Genomic DNA, 16018 nt, shown 5'->3' with positions numbered 1-16018 from the left:
ACAGAAAGGTTGCACTATGTTTATATTTAAAAAAATATTAGTTTATATTCAGGCTACCGATCACATTTTAATCTTATTAACAACGCTTGCTACCGTCTTTGGTTTTGTTTTGATCGATAGTGCAACGCAAGGTTCTGTACGCATGCTGACCGTTCAAACAATCGGAATGATCATTGGCTACGTCGCGATGGTGATTATCTCCCAAATTGATTACCATGATATTGCGGGGGCATGGAAAGTGTTGGCGATTATCAGCATCTTTTTTCTGATTCTCACGATCGTCATCGGCTCCTCACGGGCAGGTTCTCAGGATAGAGCGTGGATTAGAATTGGGTCTAACACCATTCAGCCTTCGGAGTTCATCAAGATTATTTTTGCAATTACATTTGCCAAGCATTATGATTTGATTAAAGAACAAATCAACAAACCACGGAACGTCGTAATGCTCACCCTACATGCCATGGTGCCGATTGTCCTATTGCTCTTGCAACGCGATATGGGGATGCTGCTTGTTTATACGCTTATGTTTGCGTGCATGATGTTTGCTGCAAACGTAAAATTGCGATATTTCTCCATCGCAGGTCTTGCCATCTTAATAAGTGGTCCTATTATATGGTCAAAGATTTTGGGTGCCACGCAAAAAAACCGTATCTTATCGCTTTTTGATCCTGTAAAATATTCAACAGACGCTTACCAGCAAACCCAGGGGCGTCTTGCCATCGGGTCGGGTGGTTTATTGGGGGAAGGTCTTTTTCATGGTCAGATTACGCAGGGAATCGCATCTCAATTACCCGAAAAACAAAATGACATGATTTTTGCGGTAGCAGGCGAAGAACTGGGCTTTATCGGATGTGTAGCAATCCTGGTGATTTTCTTATTCTTCCTGATTCGTCTGATACAAATCGCTCGAAAATCCAAAGATGCAATGGGATGTATTATCTGTATCGGCGTGTTTGCATCCTTTGCCGTGCAGGTGGGCGTCAATGTTGCCGCAGCGCTCATGTTCTTCCCGATTACCGGTATCTCCCTGCCGTTTTTCAGTTATGGCGGTTCTTCCATCATATCCTGCTTTGCCGCCGTAGGCATAGCGCTATCGGTTTATATGCACCGCAGCACATCTATTTTTTCTGATAAACCCAAACAAAAATTCGCATAAAAACAATCGGAAGAGAACCGTCCGCCTCTACCAATGCGCCGCCATCCTTGGTTTGCGGAGGATGGCGCTTGCGCCGGCTACTTGTATCGTTTATAGTGGTAGTATCCAAGACATAACGGTACAATCTGTCTGGAGATGTAAAGGCGGTAGAGGCGATGCAAAAGATTCTGTTGGTGGAAGATGACCCGGCACTCCTGGCCGGGCTGCAATACAGCGTGGAAAAAGATGGTTATCAGGTATACACGGCGGGTACTGTCCGCGACGGTTGGGCCTGCTTTTTACGGGAACCGCCCGATTTGGCCGTGTTGGACGTGGGCTTGCCGGACGGCACCGGATTTGACTTGTGCAGACGGATACGGGAGCAGTCGCAAATACCCATTCTTTTCCTCACTGCCCGTGACGAAGAAACACAGGTGGTGATGGGACTGGATATGGGCGGTGACGATTACATTACCAAACCGTTCCGTCTGCGCGAACTGCTGTCACGCATCAAGGCGCTGCTACGCCGCAGTGCGGACAAACCGGTGCAAACACTGGTTTCCGACCCGTTTACGCTTAAAGCGGACGAATCCCGTCTATTCCGGAATAATCAGGAGATTGCACTCACACCGGCTGAATACCGGCTGCTCCATATGCTGATGCGTCACGAAGGGCAGACCTTGACCCGCGATCAGCTGCTGACAGCGCTATGGGACAGCAGCGGTGATTTTGTGGACGAAAACACCTTGTCCGTCTATATTCGCCGCCTGCGAGCCAAAGTGGAGGATACTCCCTCCCACCCCGCATATATCCAGACAGTGCGCGGCGTAGGGTATCGATGGAAAAGCGCAGAGGGGTGCCGGACATGCCATTGAACCATGCTTTTCAAGAACGGCCCTGCCGTCGGCTGACAGCGGTCGGCCTGTTGCTGGCGCTCGGGCTGATTGTGGCATTCGCACTGGGCACATGGCTGTCGGCGCGGCAAATGGAAACAAAACTGGTTGCACGTGAATGCGCTGTCGCAGGGCGGCTGATGAACAGCCACGCGGCAAGCGCCGATGCCGTAGCAGACGCGTTCACCGACAAACACATTTCTGCCAGCGACCAATCGCTTGGCGCGCGGACATTTGCAGTAAGAGGATATGATGCCCCATCCGCCGACCTGCTCGCTCCTTTTTTCCACACCACCTTGTGGAAATCCACGCTTTTCTACGCGGGCTGCGCTATCCTGGCATTGCTGCTTTACGGTGTCTCTGCACTGTCGAGTATGACCGGAATATATGCGGCCATCGCCCGTGTGTCCGCGCAGGCAGTAGAAATTGGCCGGGGAAATCTCCGCGTGCGGCTTGACCAGAGCGCCGAAGGTGCGTTGGGGCGGATGCAGACCTCTTTGAACGAGGTGGCGGCGGGAATACAGGCAACTTTTGATAAGATGGCCAAAGACCGCGCGTTTCTAAAAGATTTGATTTCAGATATTTCTCACCAGTTAAAAACACCACTCGCGGCGCTCAAGATGTATCAAGAAATTTTATTGCAGGAACCGATGGAAGCAAACGCGCAGGCATTTGTTGTGCGCAGTGGTGAGCAAATCGAGCGCATGGAATGGCTGGTGCTTGGCCTGCTGAAAATGGCGCGCATTGAGGCTGGGCAACTGTTATTCCATCTGCACCCACACGATTTGTGTGCATTGACCCGACAGGCAGCGGCGGATTTTGCACATATGGCGGCGGACAAAGGCGTTGAACTCACCGTTGCCAACAATGGGTGTCCTATGCTGCTGTGTGACGCAGCATGGCTGCGGGAAGCAGTGGGCAATGTGGTCAAAAACTGCATTGAGTGTACACCGGCAGGTGGACGGGTACGATTGGAGGCCTCGGCAACGCCCGTCATGGTAACGCTTACCGTGCGGGACACTGGCCCCGGCATCCATCCCGACGACCTGCCGTTTGTTTTCAGGCGGTTCTATCGCGGACACGGACACACCGGTGCCGGCAGCGGCATCGGCCTTTCCCTCGCGCAGGCCATCACCGAGCAAATGGGCGGCACGCTCAATGCGGGCGGCATCTTTGGGGAAGGGGCGGTGTTTACTTTTACATTCCTATTCAAATCCATGTAAAACGCCCGTGTGTGGTATCTTACAAAACCGTAAGATTTCCTCCCTGTTTTTTCACCGGATCGTAAGATTGCGCCGCCATACTGTATACATCATCCAAAAGGAGGCATATCTATGCAGATATTGGCGACTCAAGGTCTCTGCAAGACCTATGGAAAAGGTGAAACCCAGGTTCAGGCGCTCAAGCCGACGGATATTGCGGTGCAAAAAGGCGAATTTGTCGCCATCATCGGACCGTCCGGCTCCGGAAAATCCACCATGCTGCACATGCTCGGCGGGCTGGACTATCCGACAGGCGGCAAGGTTTTCATTGACGGTACGGATATTTTCTCTATGAAAGAAAAGGAGCTTTCTGTTTTCCGCCGCCGGAAAATCGGATTCGTCTTTCAGGCATTCAATCTGGTGCCGGTGCTCTCGGTAGAAGAAAACATTACGCTGCCGCTTCTGCTTGACCACGCCGCACCGGACAAAACTTATGTTCAGGAAGTCATCCATGCACTGGGTCTGGAACAACGCCGCACCCACCTGCCCTCACAGCTTTCCGGCGGGCAGCAGCAGCGCGTGGCGATCGGGCGGGCATTGGCGGCAAAGCCGGCCATCATCCTTGCAGATGAGCCTACCGGCAATCTGGACACGCAAAACAGCAAAGAAGTACTGGCGCTTTTGCATATGAGTGTGCAAACATACAATCAGACACTCATCGTCATCACGCACAATCCGGAAATTGCGGCACACGCCGACCGGATATTGCGTATTGAAGACGGCACGGTCACCGAGTTGGAAGCGGGTGGCAGCCATGCTCAATGAGAACGGCATTGCACGGCGCTACCTGACCGCGCAGAAAAAACGCACGGTACTGCTTACACTGGGTGTCGTGCTGGCCATCGCGCTCATCAGCACCTTGTTCTCTTTGCTCAATCTGTTGCAGGCATTCGAGGTGCGGATGGAAGTCAGGGGAAGCGGCGTCTGGCATGTGATGGCAACCGGATGCACGCCCGCGCAGGCCGCTGCTCTGCAAAAAAGAGTGGATGTGTCCGCATCCGGCAGACTTTTGAAGGTCACGCAGGACACACAGCTTCAAAGCACCGCACTCCAATCCCTATACGGCGCGGACGCGGGCGGTCTGACACAGCGCAACCAGAGCGTACTTTCCGGCAGACTGCCGCTCAAGGCGGATGAAATTGCGCTGGAAAACTGGGCGCTCCAAAAAATCAAGCCCGGCGCCAGAATTGGCGATTCACTGATGCTCTCAACAGGGCAAACCTCGCAGTCTTATCGTTTGACCGGCATTTTAGAAGACAACGACGACAATAAAACGAACAACCTGTTCGCCGCGTGGATTTCACTGGGCGCGGCGCAGACCCTAAACGGCTCCCATTCCGTGAATGTACTCATGCAGGTAGCCGGCGGTGTGGATATCAATCAGTTCGTGAAAAGCATCCAAAAGGAGCAGCATCTGTCCGCCGGACAGGTCACACCGCACACCACCTTACTGGCGGCGCTTGGACGTTCCCACGATAAAGAGGTGCTTGGAATCTACGCCGTAGGCGCGGTGCTGGCCGCGCTGGTGCTGTTCGCCGCCATTGTCATGATCTACAACGCGTTCAACATGTCGGTCACGCAGCGCATCCGACAGTTTGGGTTGTTGCGCGCCATGGGCGCCACCCCCGCACAGATTCGCCGGATGGTGCGCGCGGAAGCGGGACAGATCTCTTTGCTCGGTGTTCTGCCGGGCGTCGTACTGGGCGCGGCAGTCACCATCGCACTCAATCTGTTTCTGCGTCACATGTTCCCGGTCGAATTCGGCGGAGACGCGCCGGTACTATTCATTTCGTGGCCTTCGTTAGGCGTCGGCGCAGTAATCGGCGTGTTGGGCACACTGGTTTCCGCTCTGCGTCCCGCAAGCCGTGCGGGTAAAGTTTCTCCGGTGGAAGCCATCGCCGCCATAACCGGGACCAACATCAAAAAACGCAAGGCCATGGGCGTGGCGACGCATGTCCTTCCGGTGGAAACTGCAATCGCTCTGCGGCAGGTGTTGGTGCGCAAGCGTTCCTTTTTACTGACGGCGATTTCCCTTGCATTCGGCATTCTTCTTCTGCTTGCCTTTTCCCCTGTGACCGATATGCTCCTGCAAGGCACCCGCCACAATTTTGATCTGGGCGACGCATATGCCGCGTCCACAACAAAAGGGCAAGGGTTTTCAGACGCAACCGTGCAGTCCTTCTCGCGCATCAACGGCGTGCAATCCGTTTCAGCAAAACGTATCGATCTGGTGGATGCAACATTCTCCTATTCCCTGCTTGGTGAGAACTATAAACGAAGCATACGGGATGCACATTGGGCCAAAGCAGCCAACGGTGCCAACGGCATGGTGCAGACCACTGAAAAGTCAATCCTCGCGGGGTTGTCGAACACGGACATTCGGGCATTGCAGAGCGATCTCATCGCCGGTAGCATCGACCCGGCGCAGCTCAACCGGGAAAACGGTGTGCTGCTGATGCTCAACAATACGCCTGCTCTCCTCAATGTCAGCGACCTACAGCCCGGCGATACCATCCACATCAATGGAAGAACAATGACCATCTGCGGCATCGTGCAGGCAAACGCTGTGCTGTACATGTTCAACACGTCCGGCGGCAATCCGCTGCTCGGCATGTACACGACCAACCAGGTGTTCAACACGTTTTCTTCCATCTCCCCGAACTTAGTCACCATGACCTTGCACCAGGGTGTAAACGGAAACACCGTCGTTTCACACATCAAAGAGCAAACCGCAGGCATTCCCGGCGTGCTGTCCGGCAATCAGCAGCCCGCGCAGCAGGAATCCCGCAATACCCAAATGGTTGGAAATGTCTTTCTCTACGGTTTTATCGGGGTCATCGGGCTGATCGGCGTACTGAATATCATCAACACTATCGGCACCAATGTGCTGGTGCGCACGCGAGAAATCGGGTTGCTGCGTGCAGGCGGCATGACTATGGGGCAGGTAACAGCCATGCTCGTCAGCGAATCGGTGCTGTATGGCGTGTTGGCACTGCTCATTGGGCTGACGGCTGGCATTCCTTTAAATCATCAGTTCTCACAATTGATGGTGCAGCGCGTCTATGGAATGCCATGGCAGCTGCCCTGGTCTATGGTAGGCATTGCGTGCGCAATTTCCATTCTGGCAATTTTCCTGTCGCTCATTTCTCCCCTGCGGCATATCAAAAAACTCGAGATTACACGTGCCGTCACTGTAGAATGACACCGCGCCTCCTTTTCCGCCCACTTCTTTTTTGTATAAAATACGATCCTCCTGCGGTACATATGGAATAAATTGATAAAATTCATAATGTAACGCTTGAAAATAGTCATATTTTAGTATACCATGGTGTGGCACTGGACAACTGACATCGTTGGGCGCATTCACGCGATGCACAAAAGAAGGATGGTAGATATGAATATTTTGGTAACCGGCGGCGCGGGATATATCGGCAGTCACACATGTGTAGAATTGCTGGCAAGCGGCCATAATGTGATTGTTCTGGATAACCTGTATAACAGCAAAAAAGAAGCGCTACATCGTGTGGAAAAGATTTCTGGTCGTACGCTGACGTTCTATGAGGGAGATGTGCGCGACGGCGCATTGCTCACTTCTATTTTTGCATCGCATCCAATTGACGTCGTTATCCATTTTGCCGGGCTCAAAGCCGTGGGCGAATCAGTCCAAAAGCCCATTTTATATTACGAAAACAACATCGGCGGGGTGGTCACACTCTGCCGTGCCATGCACGAAGCGGGCGTGCGCAGCATCATTTTCAGCTCTTCCGCCACAGTCTACGGTGTGCCCAAAACGGTACCTATTACGGAAGATTTCCCGCTCTCCGTAACCAATCCCTATGGCCGTACCAAGTTGATGACAGAGGAAATTCTGCGGGACATCTTTACTGCGGACGACCGGTGGAGCGTCATTCTGCTGCGGTATTTCAATCCCATCGGTGCGCATGAGAGCGGGCTGATTGGCGAATATCCAAAAGGCATTCCCAACAATCTCACCCCATACATCGGGCAGGTGGCCACCGGCAAACTGAAAGAACTGAAGGTCTTCGGGAACGATTACCCGACACCGGATGGCACTGGCGTACGGGATTACATCCATGTGGTGGATTTAGCAAAAGGACACGTCTGTGCACTGAAAAAAGCCAGAGAAGCAGGCGTGCATATCTATAACCTCGGCACCGGCGTAGGCTACAGCGTACTGCAAATTGTCTCCGCATTTGAAAAAGCGTGCGGCAAAGAAATACCGTATGCATTCGCACCGCGCCGGGCGGGCGATGTGGCGGAAAACTATGCCGACCCATCCAAAGCGTTGCGCGAACTGGGTTGGAAAACAGAAAAAGGCATTGATGAAATGTGCCGGGATCTGTGGAAATGGCAGTCGAACAATCCGGACGGATACCCGGACGAAATCCACTGAGCAGTCGCCATCGTGTCACTGTTGCAACGGATGTTTGATTGAACACAGCACCTTGTCCTCAACACCAAAATCTGCTGTTAACAAGACGCACCCGCCAATTGGCAGGTGCGTCTGTTTATATGTCACTGGTTTTATAGGCTTTCCAGACAAAACCCACTTTAAAACAGTGATGGCATAACCGCCTACGGTTGACGAGATGGGTTCATACGGTCTACAATGATACGCAGAGACCATATGCTTTTTACATGCAACCCTTGCCAACGCGCCACGGCAATCATCTGATAAAAAAGAGGTTTCACACTATGAATGAATACGCTTTCAACGATTTAAACACCCCCGAGGGAGCCACCATCTTCACCAAAGGGATCGGTGCAAACATTATGAGTCAGATTCTGTTGGATTCCAAGTCCAACAAGGTCTGGGATACTGCGGAAGTCAAAAACCTGTCTGCTCTGTCGACGTTCGAGATACGCAAGATCATCACGCGCGTCTTTGACAATTCTCTCGCCAAAAAAGGGTACTTTGGCATTGACGGCGGGAATACATCTAAATTGAACGAGACCATCTGCAAAAAATTGGTTTCGGATTTTGTGGAGAAACGGCTGCACAGCAGCGTCTATCATCTGTTTTCCTCTGCCATCCGTGAGCAGGACGGCCTCACGTCGGACGAAAACTTGTATGTAATCGCACCGTTCGCGTATTGCCCCATCGGAGTCGGATACTCAAAAGTCTACGCAAAAGCATTTAGCCTGCTGCTGCAATCATCCATCCTGCTCAATGCATTCCACCGCTGCATTGACAGCAATTTCAAGATCGAGGACCCCTTGAGCGAATTGCTGTTCCGCCGCCGCCTATATACCATCGAGGCCGGCTGTGACTTAATCCCATTGAACAAAGTTTCAAACGATTATCGATACAGCGTGCTGATTGCAAAGTGGAACTGGCTGCTGCGAAATCAATATGTCGATATCCTGTTGGAACAAAAGCTGCCCTATCATACAGGGGAAACAGGCTTCTTCCGCCCGCGCATTTTTGCCGCTGTCCGTGATAAACGTTATGGCTTGTCAACGGACTGCTGGTACAGCGCGGATGTAAACGGGCTGCGCTGGGAAAACAGTGGCAGCGTTTTGTCTGTCTCGCTCTACGAGGGTGCGGATTATGGCAATATTGTTGGCTCGGTGGACCTCAAGGACGTCATCTTTACCCTGTTTGCCAATGAAGAAGGCGCCTAAACCCTTTTGGTCAAACCCGGGACTTTTGGAGCCTGATATAAATGTCTGCAAAAGCAGCTGCCGTATCATGGCAAATTATCTAAAATCAGAACAGATATCGCCGTCGTTGCTGAAAATCAGAAGCGACCCTCATTCTATGCCGCTCCGAAGTGAAACGCAGCATATTGTAAAGGGGTATCTCCAATGGATCAATTGGACACCAAGACCAAATATTTCAAATTACTTGCCGCACAATATCCCACTGTGCAGGATGTCTGCACCGAAGTCATCAATTTACAGGCCATTTTGAATCTGCCAAAAGGCACCGAACATTTCATGAGCGACCTGCACGGAGAATATGAGGCATTTTACCACATTCTGAATAATTGTTCGGGTGTTGTGCGTGAAAAAGTAGACTTGTTATTTGAACACACCATGTCAGAATCCGAGCGTTCCGAACTGTGTACGCTCATCTACTATCCCACTGAAAAACTGAAGCTTACACGGGAAACCGGCAGAAACTCGCCCGCATGGTATCGCTTCACCCTGCAATGCATGATACAGCTTGCCAAGATGCTGTCTTCTAAATACACACGTTCCAAAGTCCGCAAAGCCATGCCCAAAGCATATGCTTACATTTTGGATGAATTGCTCCATGCCCAGCCGGATGAAGACAACAACCAGCTGGTTTACCATGACAAAATTATCGACACCCTCATCGGGCTGGGCAGCGGCGATGACTTCATTGAAGCACTCGCTATGCTCATCAAGCGGCTGGCAGTCGATCATCTGCACATCGTGGGTGATATCTTCGACCGCGGCCCGCGCCCGGACACCATCATTGAATTTTTAATGGGGCACCACTCGTTTGATATTGAGTGGGGCAACCATGACATCCTGTGGATGGGCGCGGCGGCTGGCAGTGAGGCCTGCGTGGCCACGGTGGTGCGCAACAGTGTGTCTCACCACAACATGGACGTATTGGAAAAGGGCTATGCCATCAGCCTGCGGCCGCTCACGCTGTTTGCCCAGCGAACCTACAGCACGTATACCGACCCAAACAAGGCCGCCTTGGAGGCTATATCCGTCATCCTATTCAAAATCGAGGGGCAGATCATCCAGCGGCATCCCGAATACCACATGGAAGACCGTCTGCTGTTGGATAAAATCAATTATTCAGACAAAACCGTACGTTCCTACGGCAGAGACTGGTCGATGCGTACCGTTGATTTTCCCACTGTGGATCCGTCAAATCCGTATGTGCTCACAGCAGATGAACAAACCGTCCTCACCGGTTTAAAGAATGCATTCTGTGAAAGTGAACGCTTGGACCGGCACATCCGTTTCCTGTATGAGACCGGCAGTGTCTATCTCTGTTTCAATCAGAACCTGTTGTTCCACGGATGCATCCCGATGAACGAACACGGACAATTTGAATCGGTATCCATAGGCGGGCAAACCTACAAAGGCAAGGCCTATATGGATGCCGCCGAACGGATCGCGCGCCGCGCCTATTTCGGGAAAAAAAGTCTGGATTGTCTGGATTTCATGTGGTATCTCTGGTGCGGCAGCAAATCCCCGCTCTGCGGCAGAACCGTCAAGACCTTTGAACGCATGTGGGTGGAAGATCCCGCTGCATGGGTGGAGCCGCAAAACGACTATTATGTCTACTGCCAGCAGGAGACCTCCTGCCGTATGGTTCTGCGGGAATTTGGCCTGTATGGTGAGTTCTGCCATATCATCAACGGTCACTTGCCTGTGAAGGTCATACGGGGCGAGCGGCCGGTCAAAGGGGACGGCGTGCTTATCACCATTGACGGCGGTTTCTGCCGCGCCTATCAAAAAACGACCGGCATTGCGGGATATACGCTGATTTTCAATTCTCATGGGCTGCGACTGATGTCCCACCAGCCATTCAAAGGCAAAGAAGATGTTTTGGAAGCAAACGGCGATATGCAATCACAATCCGAGGTGATTGCCACCGCACCCAAGCGTGTGCTGGTGATGGACACCGACAATGGGCATATCATTCGCGAGCGCATCGCCGATTTGGAAGAACTGATGCGCGTTTTTCGCGCGGAAGATCTGGATGGTCACTTATAGACCGCCACTGTTAAAAATGCCGGTTCTGCGGCCTCGTACATACAAAAGGGAATGCACCTGTGCAAATAGGTGCATTCCCTTTTCATATCTTGTTCGTCTGTCGTTCTCAGAAACCGTCAGATCATTCTGTTCAAGAGTCAATATACCCTTGAATCAGCATATGCAGCAACTCATCTCTGTCGAGCTTACGTATCAGTGCCCGTGCATTGTTATGCGTGGTAATATAGGTTGGGTCTTCTGAAAGCAAGTAACCAACGATTTGATTGACAGGATTATATCCTTTTTCCTTCAGGGCGTCATAAACAGCCGTGAGGATCGTTTTCATTTCCTTGCCCTTATCTTCATGGATCGAGAAAATCATGGTCGGTTCATTTGGCGGCTCGTGCATATTGACACCCCCTGTTAGAATTAGGATACTCTATACTGAAGCAATTTGCAAGACCTAAAACCAAAAAGCAACAGTTTTACGCCCGCAAAACCGCACCGGCTTTTTCCAAAGCCGCTAACATTTTTTTCACAACCGCGTCGGCTTCCTTATCCGTGAGGGTATGATCCGGCACGCGCAGTGTAATGGAAAACGCCACGCTCTTTTTGCCCGGATCAATCTGCTGCCCCTGATATACGTCAAAGAGCCGGATGCTTTCCAGCGTATTTTTTGCCGCGTCGCGCATGGCTTTTTCTAATGTAAGCACCGGAATAGACGCATCGCACAGCACCGCGATATCCCGTGTTGTCGCCGGGAATTTCGGCAGCGGGCGGTAGGACGCGTTTTCACGCGCATGAGCGAGCAGCATGGTGAAATCAATCTCCGCCACATAGGTGCGCACACCAATCTCGTAGTTTTCCAAAACCTGCGGATGCACTTCGCCGAGCAGCGCCAGCACATCGCCGTTCACCAGAATCCGCGCACAGCGCCCCGGATGATACGACGGCAAGTCGGTCACGCGCTCCACATCGAAGTCGTCAATACCAGCGTCCGCGAGGATGTCCTCCACAACACCTTTGAGTGCAAAGTAATCTGCATCCTCCCCGTACATCCCAATCTGGATTTTCTGTACTTCATCCGGAAGCTCCTGCCCCGCCTTTGGCCGATAAACAGTCCCGCATTCGTACAGACCGGCTTCCAGATTCCGCGATGCATAATTGCGCGACAGGATGTCGAGCATGGACGGCAGTAATGTCGTACGCAAAATACTGGTCTCCTCCCCTAACGGATTGCTGATCTTGACACTGTTGCGCAGAGCATCGTTCGGCGGCAGACGGATGAGGTCGTAGGCGCGGGGATTGAGGAACGAATAGGCGGTGATTTCACTCAGGCCCGCCGCACGGGCAACCGCGCCGATTTTTTTCTCAAACCGCTGTTTCGCATTTAAACCGCCCTGTGTTGTCGCACCCAAAGTAACTGTGATGGGGATTTGGTTGTACCCGAACATGCGCGCAACTTCCTCTGCCACATCGGCTTTGTGCGCCACATCTCCGCGGAAAGACGGGACATGCACCACACCGTCCTTGACGGTGAATTCCAAATGCGTGAGTGCGTCGGCCATAAAAACCGATGTGAGCGACGTACCAAGAAAACCATTGATCCAGTCCGATTCGAGTGCTACGGTCGTTTCCGTTTTACTACTGTGATTCACATCCAGATAGTCGTCACAAACGACGCCCGCACCCAATAATTCCACCAGTTCGCAGGCACGCATGAGTGCATCCGGCGTAGTCGCGGCATCCAGTCCTTTTTCGAACCGTCCGGAAGCTTCTGTGCGCAGCCCCAGTTTTTTCGCCGCGAGACGTACATCGGAGCCGCTGAACATAGCCGCTTCAAACACGATGGTATCGGTATCGCTCAGGATACCGCTATGCTCACCGCCCATAACGCCCGCGACTGCCACCGGTTTTTCGGCGTCCGCGATCACGCAGATGGACGGATCGAGAGATCGTTCCACCCCGTCCAAGGTCGTAATCCGCTCCCCTGCCTGTGCGCGGCGCACCCGGATAGTTCCGCCCGCGATAGAACGCACATCGAACGCGTGCAGCGGCTGGCCATATTCGAGCATGACATAGTTGGTAATGTCTACGATGTTGTTGATGGGACGCACACCCGCTGCGCGCAGACGCTCCCGCATCCAGCGCGGAGACGGTTTAATGTGTACCCGTTTGACCGCACGGGCGCAGTAACGGCTGCAAAGTTCCGGTGCCTCGATGGATGCCGCAAGCAAGTCGCTGGTCTTTCCCGCACTGCCGCGCACGACCGGTATATGCACTTTACGCGGCTCACGATACGCTGCCGCGGCCTCGCGTGCAAGCCCGATGACCGACAGACAGTCCGGACGGTTTGGTGTGATCTCAAATTCCACGATGACATCGTCCAGCCCCACGGCTTTGCGAATATCCTCACCGGGTGTGCAGTCCTCCTGCAAAATGAAGATGCCGTCCTCCACCGCGTAAGGGAAATCCGCCTGTGCCAGACCCAATTCCCCCAACGAGCAGAGCATCCCGTTTGAAACCACGCCGCGCAGCTTCCCGTGTTTGATTTTTTTACCGCCCGGCAGCAGCGCACGTCCAGCGCGGCAGGCACCGACGCGCCGACAAACACGTTGTGCGCACCGGTGACAATCTGCACCGGCTCCGGACCGCCCGCGTCTACCTGACAGATCAGCAAATGATCAGAATCCGGGTGCTTCTCAATAGACAGGATGACAGCCACCACAACATGCCGGATATCCTCTCCTACAATCTCATAGCCTTCCACTTTCTGCCCGACCATAGTCATATCTTCAGAAAACTGCCGCGGCGTAATGCTTTTGTCCAGTTCCACATGCTCAGCAAGCCATTTCATTGAAAGTTTCATGTTGTGCCCCCTTAAAACTGGTTGAGAAAACGCAGGTCGTTTTCATAAAACAACCGCATATCATCAATGCCATAGCGGCGCATGACCAGCCGCTCCAGCCCCATGCCGAATGCAAACCCGCTGTAGACTTCAGGATCGATGCCGCCGTTTTGCAGCACTTTGGGATGCACCATGCCCGCGCCAAGCAGCTCGATCCAGCCTTCACCTTTGCAAAGGCGGCATCCCTCGCCGTGGCAGGCAAAGCACATCGTATCCATCTCACAGGACGGTTCAGTGAACGGAAAATGGTGCGGTCGGAAACGCAGAACCGCATCCTGCCCATACAACGTTTTGGCAAACGTGACCAACGTGCCTTTCAGGTCGGTCATGGTAATTCCCTTGTCAACCACCAAGCCTTCGATCTGATGAAACAGCGGGGAATGCGTGGCGTCGATGGCATCCGAACGGTAGACGCGCCCCGGTGCGATGATGCGGATCGGCGGCTTCTGTTTTTCCATTACGCGAATCTGCACAGGAGATGTCTGTGTGCGTAAAACGACATTGTCGGTGATATAAAATGAATCCTGCGTATCACGCGCCGGATGGTTTTTGGGCATATTAAGCGCCTCAAAATTATAGTAATCCAGCTCCACTTCCGGGCCTTCCGCAATAGAAAAACCCATGCCGATAAAAATATCCTGTATTTCATCCAGCACCAACGACAGCGGGTGCTCTTTGCCGATCGTCCGGCGCTTGCCGGGCATCGTCACATCCACCGTTTCCTGTGCAATCTGCGCTTTCAGCTTCTGTTCACGCAACGCGGCGGCGGCGGCCGTAATCCGCTCCTCTATTGACGTACGCACCTCGTTGGCAAGCGCACCGATAGCCGGACGTTCCTCGGGGGAAAGTTTCCCCATCTGCTTGAGGATGGCTGTCAACTCTCCCTTTTTGCCCAGGAACCGCACACGCAGCGTTTCCAGCTCGTCGCTTTCCCGCACATCGGCAAGCGCCTGCGCGGCTGTGCGCGCGATGCTTTCCAATTGTTCCTTCATTGATCTTCCTCCTTGTATGCTTTGTGTTTTTACAAATGGAAAAATGACAAAATAAAAACGCCTTGTCCCATAAAAGGGACGAAGGCGCAATTTCCTCCGCGGTACCACCCTGATTTTTTGCAAAAGAGCAAACACTCTTACAGCCCATAACGGTGCCCACCGTCGCCGCCTACTGAGGGAAACCCAACGTTCTCCTGTTCCGCAGCGCTGCTCCAAAGCGAAACCCGTATGACCTATCCGCAAGGCCGCTTCCAGCCGCGGCGGCCTCTCTCTGTGCAGAACCCCTGTTCATACGGAACTTTTTCACTGCATTTCCAGTTTGTAATGATAGCACAGTTTTCCGCAAATTACAAGAACAGAACCGTAAACCCAGCGGTTTTTATGCTCTTTGAGGCTATTCCTTCATTCCTTTAAACGATTCCTCGCGCCAAGCCCGCACACAGTTGCGCCCGTCGCTTTTTGCCTGATACAGCATCTCGTCTGCATATTGGTAAAGCGTGTCGAAAGAAAGCGTGCTGGATGTAACCACACCGATGCTGATGGTAACCCGCACCTGCTCTTTGTTGTTGACAAACGCGTGGTTCTCCACATGCGCACGTATTTTTTCCGCCAACTCCACCGCACTGTCGCTGGTGCAATTGGACAGGAAAACCATAAATTCCTCACCGCCTACCCTGCCGAGAATGCCGGTGTCCCCGACATCATGTGAAATGCACGCACAAGTTTCCCGCAGCACCTGATCACCAAACACATGTCCATATGTATCGTTGACAGATTTAAAACGATCCAGATCCAGATACAGCAACGACCACGGCCCATTTTCCTCTGCAAGTTCTTCTTCCGCCAGTTTGGTACAGGTCTGGCGATTGTAGAGACCGGTCAAACCGTCACGTTCGGCCTGATGTTGCAGAATCTCTGTTTGGTCATGCTCTTTTGTCACATTCCGGATCAGCACAATGGAACCGAGAACTGTCTGGTCGTTATTTCGAAACGGATAAATATAGATGTAATAATAATATTTTTTCCCATGGAGCGTCAGACGCACATCAAAATGATTGTCGCCGCTTCCATCGCCCCGCCAGCTGGGATAGCGCGTCTCAATCAAGTGCTGCAACTGATGC

The 16018-nt window shown here is 52.5% G+C and carries 13 protein-coding genes; 9 read left to right on the top strand and 4 right to left on the bottom strand.

All coding sequences use genetic code 11. The features are described from left to right. The 8 genes from ABF463_RS10510 to ABF463_RS10475 all read left to right on the top strand — a co-directional run. On the top strand, positions 1-1156 hold a 1156-nt coding region (locus tag ABF463_RS10510), incomplete at its 5' end, for an FtsW/RodA/SpoVE family cell cycle protein (RefSeq protein WP_415533585.1). Between the two features lie 155 nt (positions 1157-1311). Next, entirely contained in the window at positions 1312-2010 is a 699-nt protein-coding gene (locus ABF463_RS10505; protein WP_415533584.1) for a response regulator transcription factor, read from the top strand. Then, positions 2001-3251 (top strand): sensor histidine kinase, encoded by a 1251-nt coding sequence (locus ABF463_RS10500; RefSeq protein WP_415533583.1) that lies wholly within the window; start codon positions 2001-2003, stop codon positions 3249-3251. Before ABF463_RS10505 ends, ABF463_RS10500 begins: the two co-directional genes overlap by 10 nt. A gap of 111 nt (positions 3252-3362) precedes the next feature. Then, the gene (locus ABF463_RS10495) at positions 3363-4055 is read left to right on the top strand and encodes an ABC transporter ATP-binding protein (protein WP_415533582.1); all 693 of its coding nucleotides are present in this window, start codon (positions 3363-3365) and stop codon (positions 4053-4055) included. After that, positions 4045-6492 carry an ABC transporter permease gene (locus ABF463_RS10490; RefSeq protein WP_415533581.1) on the top strand — a complete coding sequence of 816 codons (2448 nt, stop codon included), beginning with the start codon at positions 4045-4047 and terminating at the stop codon, positions 6490-6492. Before ABF463_RS10495 ends, ABF463_RS10490 begins: the two co-directional genes overlap by 11 nt. A gap of 192 nt (positions 6493-6684) precedes the next feature. Next, a complete protein-coding gene (gene galE, locus ABF463_RS10485) occupies positions 6685-7704 on the top strand; it encodes a UDP-glucose 4-epimerase GalE (protein ID WP_415533579.1) in 1020 nt (339 codons plus the stop codon). A 302-nt stretch (positions 7705-8006) separates the two neighbouring features. After that, positions 8007-8936, top strand: a complete 930-nt coding sequence (locus ABF463_RS10480; RefSeq protein ID WP_415533578.1) for a hypothetical protein — start codon at positions 8007-8009, stop codon at positions 8934-8936. Positions 8937-9119: 183 nt separating this feature from the next. Beyond that, positions 9120-11018: a fructose-1,6-bisphosphatase gene (locus ABF463_RS10475; protein WP_415533577.1), complete on the top strand. Its 1899-nt coding sequence runs from the start codon at positions 9120-9122 to the stop codon at positions 11016-11018. Between the two features lie 130 nt (positions 11019-11148). Here the strand turns inward: ABF463_RS10475 and ABF463_RS10470 are convergent, their stop codons facing one another. Together ABF463_RS10470 and pheT are read right to left on the bottom strand one after the other, a co-directional pair. After that, on the bottom strand, positions 11149-11406 hold the full coding sequence (locus tag ABF463_RS10470) for an IreB family regulatory phosphoprotein (RefSeq protein WP_415533576.1): 258 nt from the start codon (positions 11404-11406) through the stop codon (positions 11149-11151). A gap of 76 nt (positions 11407-11482) precedes the next feature. Next, positions 11483-13525, bottom strand: coding sequence for a phenylalanine--tRNA ligase subunit beta (pheT, locus tag ABF463_RS10465; protein ID WP_415533575.1), 2043 nt, complete (start codon positions 13523-13525; stop codon positions 11483-11485). 15 nt (positions 13526-13540) lie between these two features. Here pheT and ABF463_RS10460 point away from each other — a divergent pair, with 15 nt between their 5' ends. Beyond that, the gene (locus tag ABF463_RS10460; protein ID WP_415533573.1) at positions 13541-13666 is read left to right on the top strand and encodes a hypothetical protein; all 126 of its coding nucleotides are present in this window, start codon (positions 13541-13543) and stop codon (positions 13664-13666) included. Between the two features lie 211 nt (positions 13667-13877). On the opposite strand, the gene pheS is transcribed toward ABF463_RS10460, so the two are convergent. Continuing rightward, positions 13878-14897: a phenylalanine--tRNA ligase subunit alpha gene (gene pheS, locus ABF463_RS10455; protein ID WP_415533572.1), complete on the bottom strand. Its 1020-nt coding sequence runs from the start codon at positions 14895-14897 to the stop codon at positions 13878-13880. Positions 14898-15291: 394 nt separating this feature from the next. Next, positions 15292-16018: GGDEF domain-containing protein (locus ABF463_RS10450; RefSeq protein ID WP_415533571.1), on the bottom strand; the 727-nt coding region annotated here is incomplete at its 5' end.

The organism is Ethanoligenens sp. (assembly GCF_047718355.1).
In the GTDB taxonomy this organism is placed as follows: domain Bacteria; phylum Bacillota; class Clostridia; order Oscillospirales; family Ethanoligenentaceae; genus Ethanoligenens.
The sequence above is the reverse complement of the archived record's forward strand: the minus strand, read 5'-3'. Positions and strand labels throughout refer to the sequence as shown.

Excerpts from the sequence above, each read along its gene's own strand:
- ABF463_RS10475 (WP_415533577.1), top strand. The coding sequence starts at position 9,120 with ATGGATCAATTGGACACCAAGACCAAATATTTCAAATTACTTGCCGCA.
- ABF463_RS10500 (WP_415533583.1), top strand. The coding sequence starts at position 2,001 with ATGCCATTGAACCATGCTTTTCAAGAACGGCCCTGCCGTCGGCTGACA.
- ABF463_RS10470 (WP_415533576.1), bottom strand. The coding sequence starts at position 11,406 with ATGCACGAGCCGCCAAATGAACCGACCATGATTTTCTCGATCCATGAA.
- pheS (WP_415533572.1), bottom strand. The coding sequence starts at position 14,897 with ATGAAGGAACAATTGGAAAGCATCGCGCGCACAGCCGCGCAGGCGCTT.
- galE (WP_415533579.1), top strand. The coding sequence starts at position 6,685 with ATGAATATTTTGGTAACCGGCGGCGCGGGATATATCGGCAGTCACACA.
- ABF463_RS10490 (WP_415533581.1), top strand. The coding sequence starts at position 4,045 with ATGCTCAATGAGAACGGCATTGCACGGCGCTACCTGACCGCGCAGAAA.
- ABF463_RS10505 (WP_415533584.1), top strand. The coding sequence starts at position 1,312 with ATGCAAAAGATTCTGTTGGTGGAAGATGACCCGGCACTCCTGGCCGGG.
- ABF463_RS10495 (WP_415533582.1), top strand. The coding sequence starts at position 3,363 with ATGCAGATATTGGCGACTCAAGGTCTCTGCAAGACCTATGGAAAAGGT.
- ABF463_RS10480 (WP_415533578.1), top strand. The coding sequence starts at position 8,007 with ATGAATGAATACGCTTTCAACGATTTAAACACCCCCGAGGGAGCCACC.